Source organism: Lentibacillus halophilus (assembly GCF_039522485.1).
Classification (GTDB): Bacteria; Bacillota; Bacilli; order Bacillales; family Amphibacillaceae; genus Lentibacillus; species Lentibacillus halophilus.
In genome coordinates, this window is record NZ_BAAADM010000036.1 from 1 (window position 1) to 9,968 (window position 9,968).

Genomic DNA, 9,968 nt, shown 5'->3' on the forward strand with positions numbered 1-9,968 from the left:
CGATCGAGGACTTAACCACACATTTCACATTGGAATGGCCTAATGTTCTTATTCCGTTTTCAGGGTGCAATTAAAAAAAACCTTGCATTTTTCGACGATAATCGCTATAATAATCCTTGTCCTTGATGACATCGGGTTTGGGTATCAATCATCGTCTATTGTCACAACTTAGGTCTGGCGGTATTAGCGGAGAGGACACACCTGTTCCCATGCCGAACACAGCCGTTAAGCTCTCCAGCGCCGATGGTAGTCGGGGCCTTGCCCCCGCGAGAGTAGGACACCGCCAGGCAAACTGAAAGGTCAGTGTATCGAATCTTTTCGAGTACACTGGCTTTTTTTATTTAGTAAATCATTGACCTTAAAAAGACCGGTAATGAAATCGATAGACACGCGCGCAGTTCGAGAGAAGGTCGCGCAGCTTAGAGCCGGGCTCGCGCAATAATCGATAAACTCGCGCAGTTCTGCGGAAAGTTGCGCATTCAAGGATCAAGTCGCGCAATAATCGGTTAATTCGCGCAGCTTTGGATGAAGGTCACGCAGTTCAGAGCGAAACTCGTGCGGCTCAGGAGAAAGCTCGCGCAGTAATGGCTAACACTCGCGCAGCTCCAAGCACAAACTCACGAAATAATTAGCAATTTCGCGTGACTCGAGGCTCAACGCGCGCCATTCAGCTCCAAACGCGCACGGCTGCGGCGAAAAGTCGTGCCACAATCAAGAACCTCCTGTACCATCGTGATAATCTCGTGCAATCAGTCAGAACCTCGCATCGCAACTCCCTATTGGATTACTTATAACGAACCTCTTATCTTTAAACCTCGATTGACCCACAAGAGTGAAGTTAGTAACATCGCTGATAAACTTACGAAAATAGCCGAATCATACAGGCTTATGATTCATACCATAAGGATATATTGATCGTCTGTTTGAACATCCTACCACTAATATAGGGGATTCCTGCGAACATCAATAAAGGCTGTTCGCTTTTTAGCTGTCTCTACTATAAGTCTCCCACGATGAAAGCCAATCATTCAGTACGTTGGGTTTTTCAATCGTTTTACTTGCTTGGTTTTCGTTATCGGTAACTGTCACTTAACATGTTACAGGGCGAAGGAGTTCCCGATCCAATCCTCTATGTCCCGCTTTAAATAATCTATCGGTATAAACCATTGATTGCATGTATTATCATACCGAATTTATATACTTTGAGACGGTCGGACAATAGAGAAAAATGAATCTATCCCGGAACGTCTGTGAAATGCAAGCAGCGGTGACAGATAGTCGGGGTGTTAATCATCTGGGAGGTGTATGAGAATGGCCATCAAAAAAGCTGGGCGTGAAGCGTTGGAATTTATATATAACCACGCTGCAGTTGTTCAAAAGGAAGCAACTGCTGGATATATGACGCCAAGAACTGTGGAAAGCGTTGTGTTATCGGATACGTTGGCAGGGGGTGGTTATTATTTGGTCTATGAAGATGGTATGGCGATCAAAGGATGGATTGGTATTGGAAAGATGACAGATCCGCTAACAGAAGAAAGGACTGGCATGATTTCGGAACTTTACGTGTTCCCTTTGTATCGCAGACAAGGTATTGGTCAAAAGTTATGTAAGGAAGCATGCCGTCAACTGAAACGAGATGGTTACAGCAAAGTACAGTTAAACGTATTTGAAGGAAATGACGCACAAACATTTTATAAACGATTGGGTTTTACGGAAGTGTCCACGTTAATGGAAAAAATCTTTTGAACGCCTTTCGCTCAAATGATGCGTGACGTGAAGGATTCCTACGAATATTAGCGTAACTCTAGTTATCTTAGCAGGCTATGGCCCGTTGTCCCAGTGGTGAAAACGTCAAATATCCGCGATTTAGTTTTTATTATCATCACTGGGAATGGAGGGCAGGGTTAAGTTCGTTATGGTTTAATAATATTCTTCCATCGTCGGTGTTCGATTGTGAAATGCTTATGAATCATGGTTACTGCCTTTTCCGGAATGATTTGCTTGATCTGGTTGCTCGACTGGTTCTTCTTCGCTGTCACCGACTAAGTCGTTGGCAGAACGTTTAAATTCATGCAACGTTTGTCCAGTAGCTTTTCCGATTTCTGGCAATTTTTTTGGTCCAAAAATAATCAAAGCCAGAACGACAATTAGGATCAAACCTGGAATACCGATGTTGGCTATCCCCATAAGTCTCACCTCTTTTATTGGAATAGTAGGGAGAAAAAAGACCATGTCAATAAAAATAGCCCTTTTTCCCGTTAATGTGGGATCGTTCTTACTGTTTATGCACGCGATCCATTCATTCTATCCATTTCGGTATATTAAGCATTTTTTTGCGCTTCTTTACCTTGTGTCAAAAGTCCGCCTCCTTGTTTCAAATAGGTGTTCATTCCTTCAGCTGCGCGGTAAGCAAACGCTCCTATCGTTTCAGTAGGGTTGTAGTTGCTGTTGTGTGGAAAGGACGAGCCGCCGACAACAAATAAATTTTCCATCTCCCACATTTGTGAGTATGTATTGACGGCTGATGTATCCGGATCTGCTCCCATAATAGCACCACCAAAAAAATGGTCCGTATAAAATTTATGATCAAAATCTGCATCATCTGCTACATCATCCACATCAACAATGTCTGCACCCATTTCCTTCATAATTTCTTCGCATCGTGCGACACCTGCCCGGGCACGTTCACGATCTTGCTCTGCGTATTTGCACGTGACACGAAGGAGCGGATTTCCAAGGGCGTCTTTATATGTTGGATCCAAATCCATATAGCTGTTTTTATTCGGTAAAAATCCTGTCTGAGGCGTGATAAACAAATTTCGGTTCGTGTAATGCAACGAATTTTTCTTAAATGTTTCTCCCCAGTTAGGCGTGCCCTTAGGAACATGGTTATTGGCCATAGGGCGCTTTCCTAACTGGCTGTAATGCACTTCATAGCCATGCAAATAGTTTAAATCAGTATGGTCCTGGTTGTCACCACTGAAATCGTCGATCGTTGCTCCTAGGGCACCGGCTCCCATAAATAGATTGAACTTTTTATCTTCAAAAAATCCACGTGCACCGATATAGGTGGAAATATTGGTGAAGTGACCGGTGAAGTTTTTGCCGATAATTCCTTGTCCAGTTTCTGGATTATATGGTTTGCCGATTTCTGACAGCAGCAACAGTCGTGTATTCGTGAAAACAAAACCTGCCAGCACCACGATATCAGCTGGCTGTTCGAATTCTTCTCCTGTGTTTGTGTCGGTGTATACCAGTCCTGATGCGCGATTTCCATCATGGGAGACACGTGTCACATTGGCATGATTCCGCAGTTCAAGATTGCCAGTTTTTTCGGCAGTTTTAAGTACGGTCACCATTGGGTCCGCCTTGGCGCCGAAGTCACAGCCGAATTCTTCACAAAAAGCACAGTACATACAGCCATTAATCGTCTCACCGTCCGGATTCTCATATTGTTGGGACACATTTGCTGAGGGCAAATGATACGGGTGATAGCCCAGATTACTGGTGGCTTTCTTAAAAAGATCAATGGACGGCGTACTCTTCAGGGGCGGATTTGGGTATTTATTGGAACGGGGCGGTCCGATGGGATTCTCTTCGCCCGAGATTCCGGCTGTTTTTTCATATTGGTCGTAATACGGTTCCAATTCGTCATAAGTGATCCCCCAATCCTGCATCGTGCTTCCTTCGGGTATTTTATCTTTGCCGTAGCGTTCGACGGTTTTACTGTAAATTTCAAAATCGTAAGGCAGCCAGCGAAAACTGATTCCATTCCAGTGTACCCCGGCGCCTCCCGTATCATTACCTAATCTCGCATTATCATTGTTTCGCACGGGCAATGCTGTTTCGTCCAAATCATTTCGCGACGTTATCGTTTCCTTATTTAAATCCTGCATAAGATCATAGCGCAGAGAATAGCGAAGTTCGTCTTTGCTGCCGATATAGTCCTGCTGCTTTTGTGACTGCCCGCGCTCCAAAATAACGACTTGGTGGCCTTTTTTCGTCAGTTCAGCTGCGGTAATGCCACCGGCCCATCCAGAGCCCACGATAACGGCATCCACTTTTTCCAGCTTTTTTGGCATAATAGTGACCCTCCTAGCATTAATCTCCTTGGTAGCTCTTCAAGCTGACCGGTTCCATAGTTACGAATTCGTCTTTGTCAATGACATTGGCATAAGACGCTTGTGCTCCTGGGAATTCTTTCATTTTCCAGCCTTCCATATTCCGATTTCCGCCATACAACGGGTCGCAATAGGCGCCTTCCAATGTTGCCTGGCGCAACAGGAAGAAGAAGTTGGATGATGTCATTCCACTCATCGTTATGTTGCCTTCTTCCGCTTTGCTTAAGATGGTTTCTTGTTGGTCGTTATCGGCTTTATCAAATGTACTATTAAATTGTTTTTGGCTTTCTTCATTCAATTTGCGCAACCCGTGCAAAAATACAGTCCCGCGGTTCAGTGGAATTTGAGATGCTTGGTATTCCGGGTTTTTGATATCAATTTGCGCCTGTGGATTAAATGGTGCATGACGATAATCCTGCCCATTGATTCCCCACAGACCGGCCAATTGTTTATCAATATAATAAGGGACACCAAGTTTTATGGCACCCGGTCCATCATCATTTTCAGGAAATAGTCGTTCGGTGGCAGCTTGCAATACAGCGAAGTCTTCCATTCGGGTGAAAAACTGACGCGCTTCTTGAAAGTTTGTTTCTTTGTCCTTCGATGATTCTGTTTTGACATCGTCTTCCGTATCAGTAAATTGATTCGTCAGCAATCCACCGAGTAATGAACCTCCGACAACGCCTCCTGCTATCATTCCAGTATTCTTAATAAACCTGCGTCGGCCCGGGTCACTGGCTTCATCGGTATGATTATTGTTTGAATAGTCATCGGTCATCCGTAACACTCCTTTCCTGCATTTTCCTTTCAGTATTTCCTATGGCAGTTCCATTTATGCATATGGAAAATAAAAAGGATTCCCGTATGTCTTTTGCATCTGAATCGTTCCATATATTGTGTTGATTCAGCATGCAGAAGATGCTATTATGATCAGGTGAATTTTATTTACAAAAGGTAAATGAATAGTCATAAAAGGGGGGGCGGATCCATGGCCACACGACATGATGATCTTTTGGATGCGGCTGCCAAACTGTTTCAGCAGCACGGTTTCCATGCGACATCGATTGAAGCCATCACCAGTGCCTGTGGTATATCGAAGGGGGCTTTCTATAAGCATTTTGATTCCAAAGAAAACATGATGTTGGAATTGGTGCAACGGTATTATGATGATATATTTACGGAAGCGGACAGGTATGCCGAAGCTCTTTCTCATGCTCCACTTTTGAAATTGAAAAAGAAAATGGCTATTGAGATAGAAAAGTCGATTGAATACCGGTCGTTTTTTTATGCGTTAATCATGGAATTTCCACCACATATGAAGGGGCCGGTTCCTGAATTTTTGAAACAAATTCATACGGACCACCAGCAGTGGCACACCAATGCGATATTGGAGGCATTTGGATCAGAGACAGCGAAGTATGCCAAAGATTTGACGATTATCATGGAAGGGATTCTCCGCAGTTATTTGATGGCGATTGCTTGGCAACAATCGGAATTATCATCGGAGAGGCTGGCTGATTTCGTTGTGGATTGTTTGCATATTATAGCTGTCAATGGCGATCAATTGTCACCGGTCATGCTTAGTTATTCCGAAAATGAATTCCGGGATGAGACTCTGATCGACACGATTAGACAGGACATTCAGCGATTATATACAGAGGCGGGTAATCCGGAGACTGATAATTTTGCAGAACAGAAAGATGTGCAGACAATGGCGTTACTGATGGATGAACTTGATCAGGATAATCCGAGAGAATTTCTGATTGACGCGTTGCTGCAGCGGCTTCATCAACGGTCGGATTTTAGAAAACACCTTACGAAGATATTGACAAATTGGGAAATGTGGAAAGGAGATTGGACATGAGTGGAACAGAGATTTCTTGGGATTTTTCTCCCAAACAAAAAGGATTGATGATAGCTGCATTATTAATAGGCGCTTTTATGGGAATTATAAATGAAACATTGCTGGCGACGGCACTTCCATCCATTCAGGATGCTTTTTCGATATCACAGTCGCATGTGCAGTGGATGACAACCGCGTTTCTGATGACAAATGGCGTAATGATACCGGTATCTGCTTTTCTGATTGATCGATTCACTACACGCGGCTTGTTTTTAACGGCCATTAGCTTATTTGGTGGGGGAACCGCTGTTGCAGCCGCGGCTCCTTTTTTCCCCGTTCTTTTACTGGGGCGTGTGATACAGGCCGCCGGTTCCGGGATCATGCTACCATTACTCATGACCGTTTTACTGGCAGTCATTCCTGTTGAACGTCGCGGGACAGCCATGGGGTTGATTGGAGTCGTCATCGCTTTTGGTCCGGCGATTGGTCCGACACTCTCCGGATGGCTCCTGGAACATTACAATTGGCGGGCGCTGTTTTTAACGGTATTGCCGATCGTGGCGGTGACCATTATCGTTGCGGCCCTGTTTTTACGAAATGTGACGGACCTGCGTAAGCCAAAGATTGACGTGTTGTCAATTATACTGTCATCCGTTGGTTTCGGTTCGTTCCTGTATGGCTTCAGTATTGCATCCGATAATGGCTGGGGCAGTGCGATCGTTCTCGCGTCAATCATTGTTGGATCGGTCGTCATCGGACTATTTATTTGGCGTCAAATGGTTCTCGACACACCAATGCTTGAATTCCGCGTGTTTCAATTCCGGATCTTTACACTGGCCATCATCATTACGATGACAGTGCTTGTATCACTGATCGGGGCAGAAACATTGCTGCCGCTATTTATGCAAAACGTCCTTGGTTTTTCACCATTAAAATCCGGACTCATGCTCTTGCCTGGAGCCGTTGTTATCGGAATTATGTCGCCGCTGACGGGTCGGTTGTTTGATAAGTTCGGGGCAAAGTGGTTGGCGCTTATCGGACTCACCATTGTCTCGGTCACGACATTTATGTTTACCCAATTGTCGCTTGAGACATCGTTTACGTATCTTGCGGTCATTTATGCCATTCGTATGTTTGGCTTGTCGTTTACTTTGATGCCAGTGATGACGTCCGCGTTGAATCAACTCCCACCGAAATGGTATTCGCACGGATCAGCCATGGCTAACACGTTGCAGCAGATTTCAGCATCGATGGGGACGGCTATTCTTGTGACGCTCGTTGCAATGGGAGCGAAAAGTTTCGAACCTCAGGGATCCGCATCGCCTGAATTGATGAAGCAGCAAGCACAAGTGTCAGGTTTTGAGTGGGCCTTTATGGGCAGTACCATTTTGTCCATCGCAGCTTTGATTCTTGCTTTGTTTCTTCATCCGCCGAAAAAAGAAAAAGCAATCGTCCGTCAGATTCATGGAGAAGCTCAGACGAATGAATCCTGATATGCAAAACGGGACTGCTCAGTTATAAGAGCAGTCCCGTTTTGAATCTGTTTTTTTGAGTTAATAGACGAAAAAGCTACCGGATAGTTCCCGGCAGCTTTTCCACTGCTTTTTGATTAGCGGCTGCAATGATTAAAACCAGGCTGCGCCAACGATGATCAGCAAGATGAACAGTACGACGATCAACGCAAATCCGCTGCCGCCACAGCCGTAGCCACCGCCGTAGCCGGCACCTCCGACTGGTCCACCATAACCAGCGCCTGCAACTTGACCGCCATGTCCGTATCCGGGTCCACAGCAACTAGATCCGAAACCCATTGAAATTCCTCCTTATATATTTAGTGGGTGTAACGTTATTATTAGTATCCAACGTAAGCAACGCCTACAATAATCAAGAGAATAAACAGTACTACGATCAGGGCGAAACCGCCGCCGTAGCCTGATCCGCCGGCATAATCGCTCATTCAATAACACCTCCATAACCATTTGTTAATACTATATGCAGGCGAATATAAATTGATATGGATGCCCTGCCAAATAGGCACAATTGGGCGATGTATGGCGTACTTTCCACTTTTTCCTCAATACAATTGTCCCTTGCGGATGACAGCTTCCCGCATAGAATGATGTATACGTCAAAAAAGGTGGGATGGAAACATGTCAAAAGATTATTATTACGATTTATGCTGTCGGTATAAAGGGAAGTGCGTTCGCATTAACACCCATGATGGTGGTGTTCATAAAGGGATCATACGCCATGTTGATAGGGATTGCGTGTATTTACAGCCAATAGGGCGCTCATCCGGTTTAGGTGGGTTTGGATATGGATTCTACGGTCCGGGTTATGGTTCTGGAGGGTATGGCTACGGTGGCTACGGTGGTTATGGTGGCTTCGGTTATGGTATTGCGTTAGGAGCCATTGGCACACTCGCCTTGCTTCCATTTTTCTTTTGATAGGGAGGAAACAACAGATGAGGACTGGAACCCATCATGTGTTTGATGGATGAAAAGTGAATGGTTGAGATAGCATACCACATCGGACTGTGATTGGTATGCTATTTGTGATGGATCCTGGATGCAGTGTTATTTTTGGTTAAAACATCTGATAGAGTGATTCCCAGGGCTGGGAGCAGTGATTTTTTCGATGAAAGCGTCCGATATAACGGTTCTCGAGGCCGAATTAGGTGATATTTCGCTCGACGTGTCCGATAGAAGGGATTAGGCACCATCCATTTTTTCAATAATGGTTGTTGGTTCAGTGGTCAATAAATCAGACGATGTTGCGTTAGTGGCTTCCATATAGTGATTAACAAGGTAATAACCGGTACAGTAGCCGGTCATTTTAGGCAAAAAACCATGCCCATACAAAATTTGTTGATGAATCGGACTGACTATGTGGGCTGTTCTGTTCGGATAAACGTAGTGCTTCCATAGTCTTTCCACTGTCTCATTTGAATAATAGGCTGTCCAGTCCGCTGTATACTGTTCTCCCAAACGCTCCCGGACGGCACTTTCAGCCGCTCCTTCCAGAATAATTGTATCCAGCAGCTCGTAGTCCTGCATATGTTTGCGATAGCTGTTCAGCCGGCAAACATGATGGTATTCATGCGTGAACAGGGCCCGTATTTCGTTTTCAGAGTTTTTTTCTGATACGAAAAGAAATAATTTGTCTGGGAATGCCAGTCCTGACTTGCCGTTTTGATCCTTCCAAAGTGTCTGGTTAAATGGGTCCGATGGGAAAATAAAAACAGGAATGTCCGGCCCTTGCCATAACGTGCGAAGCTGCCGTTCTTCCCGTCTAACCGTTTGCCATATGTTTTTTTCCTGTAGACGGCCAATCCATTCCTCGCCGCTCATGGGGGCTTGGCGATACATGCCGTGGTTCGAGAGGTGCTGGTGAATGTCAGAAGAACGGACATCCTCATCAAATTGAGCTTTTAATTTCTGGCAAAGGTCTATTGGGTTTTCACAGAAGTCCAACAGCCATTTGTCGGTTCGAATAACAGTCATATGTGTCTACTCCTCATACTAATGGTTTTTCCATAAACTATGTCGGAATACAGGGGAATGTTACCGATTATTGCGTTTTGCATAGACACATACCTTTTCATTTATGCTCCCGGTTGAATAGACTATAGTAAATTTGCTCAAGGGGGTGATGTGTTTATGTTTCCAGAACGGCCGAGACGTCCCATGCCGCCTCCACAACCATTTATGAACCGACCGGGACCGCCGATGGAGCAACGACCGGCGCCTATGAAGCAACAATTGATCAATCAATTCCGTGATTCAGAAGGGAATATTGATATCGATAAAATTACCAATACAGCACAACAAGTCGGGAAACTTTATGGTCAAGTAAGTCCGTTGTTTACAAAATTCATGAAAAAGTAAGCATCATGCGTATGGCTGATTGTATTCCGGAACCCACCATCGCAGGATATGTGTAAAATAATTCTCGGGGCCACCTGAGGCAATTTTCTAGTCAAAAAAGAGAAGGCACTCTATCAT

11 protein-coding genes and 1 rRNA gene are annotated in these 9,968 nt (G+C 44.8%); 6 read left to right on the top strand and 6 right to left on the bottom strand.

Going from position 1 to position 9,968, the window contains the following annotated elements; all coding sequences use genetic code 11:
- Nucleotides 1-173 precede the first annotated feature (173 nt).
- Both rrf and ABDZ72_RS07170 read left to right on the top strand, forming a co-directional pair.
- Nucleotides 174-289, top strand: a 5S ribosomal RNA gene (gene rrf, locus ABDZ72_RS07165).
- Nucleotides 290-1,311: 1,022 nt separating this feature from the next.
- Entirely contained in the window at nucleotides 1,312-1,746 is a 435-nt protein-coding gene (locus ABDZ72_RS07170; RefSeq protein WP_343752070.1) for a GNAT family N-acetyltransferase, read from the top strand.
- Between the two features lie 216 nt (nucleotides 1,747-1,962).
- On the opposite strand, the gene ABDZ72_RS07175 is transcribed toward ABDZ72_RS07170, so the two are convergent.
- From ABDZ72_RS07175 to ABDZ72_RS07185, 3 genes are all read right to left on the bottom strand, one after another.
- Nucleotides 1,963-2,187, bottom strand: a complete 225-nt coding sequence (locus ABDZ72_RS07175; protein ID WP_343752071.1) for a twin-arginine translocase TatA/TatE family subunit — start codon at nucleotides 2,185-2,187, stop codon at nucleotides 1,963-1,965.
- A gap of 134 nt (nucleotides 2,188-2,321) precedes the next feature.
- Nucleotides 2,322-4,082, bottom strand: coding sequence for a GMC family oxidoreductase (locus ABDZ72_RS07180; RefSeq protein WP_343752072.1), 1,761 nt, complete (start codon nucleotides 4,080-4,082; stop codon nucleotides 2,322-2,324).
- Between the two features lie 19 nt (nucleotides 4,083-4,101).
- Nucleotides 4,102-4,899: a gluconate 2-dehydrogenase subunit 3 family protein gene (locus tag ABDZ72_RS07185; protein ID WP_343752073.1), complete on the bottom strand. Its 798-nt coding sequence runs from the start codon at nucleotides 4,897-4,899 to the stop codon at nucleotides 4,102-4,104.
- Nucleotides 4,900-5,109: 210 nt separating this feature from the next.
- Here ABDZ72_RS07185 and ABDZ72_RS07190 point away from each other — a divergent pair, with 210 nt between their 5' ends.
- Together ABDZ72_RS07190 and ABDZ72_RS07195 are read left to right on the top strand one after the other, a co-directional pair.
- A complete protein-coding gene (locus ABDZ72_RS07190; RefSeq protein WP_343752074.1) occupies nucleotides 5,110-5,985 on the top strand; it encodes a TetR/AcrR family transcriptional regulator in 876 nt (291 codons plus the stop codon).
- Nucleotides 5,982-7,457: a DHA2 family efflux MFS transporter permease subunit gene (locus tag ABDZ72_RS07195; protein ID WP_343752075.1), complete on the top strand. Its 1,476-nt coding sequence runs from the start codon at nucleotides 5,982-5,984 to the stop codon at nucleotides 7,455-7,457. Before ABDZ72_RS07190 ends, ABDZ72_RS07195 begins: the two co-directional genes overlap by 4 nt.
- Before the next feature lie 132 nt (nucleotides 7,458-7,589).
- On the opposite strand, the gene ABDZ72_RS07200 is transcribed toward ABDZ72_RS07195, so the two are convergent.
- Both ABDZ72_RS07200 and ABDZ72_RS07205 read right to left on the bottom strand, forming a co-directional pair.
- Entirely contained in the window at nucleotides 7,590-7,775 is a 186-nt protein-coding gene (locus tag ABDZ72_RS07200) for a YjcZ family sporulation protein (protein ID WP_343752076.1), read from the bottom strand.
- A gap of 41 nt (nucleotides 7,776-7,816) precedes the next feature.
- Nucleotides 7,817-7,921, bottom strand: a complete 105-nt coding sequence (locus ABDZ72_RS07205; protein WP_343752077.1) for a YjcZ family sporulation protein — start codon at nucleotides 7,919-7,921, stop codon at nucleotides 7,817-7,819.
- Between the two features lie 193 nt (nucleotides 7,922-8,114).
- Here ABDZ72_RS07205 and ABDZ72_RS07210 point away from each other — a divergent pair, with 193 nt between their 5' ends.
- Entirely contained in the window at nucleotides 8,115-8,411 is a 297-nt protein-coding gene (locus ABDZ72_RS07210) for a hypothetical protein (RefSeq protein ID WP_343752078.1), read from the top strand.
- Nucleotides 8,412-8,675: 264 nt separating this feature from the next.
- On the opposite strand, the gene ABDZ72_RS07215 is transcribed toward ABDZ72_RS07210, so the two are convergent.
- Nucleotides 8,676-9,467 carry a DUF2268 domain-containing putative Zn-dependent protease gene (locus tag ABDZ72_RS07215; RefSeq protein ID WP_343752079.1) on the bottom strand — a complete coding sequence of 264 codons (792 nt, stop codon included), beginning with the start codon at nucleotides 9,465-9,467 and terminating at the stop codon, nucleotides 8,676-8,678.
- Between the two features lie 156 nt (nucleotides 9,468-9,623).
- Between ABDZ72_RS07215 and ABDZ72_RS07220 the strand changes: the two genes are divergently transcribed.
- The gene (locus tag ABDZ72_RS07220; RefSeq protein WP_343752080.1) at nucleotides 9,624-9,851 is read left to right on the top strand and encodes a YppG family protein; all 228 of its coding nucleotides are present in this window, start codon (nucleotides 9,624-9,626) and stop codon (nucleotides 9,849-9,851) included.
- Nucleotides 9,852-9,968 lie beyond the last annotated feature (117 nt).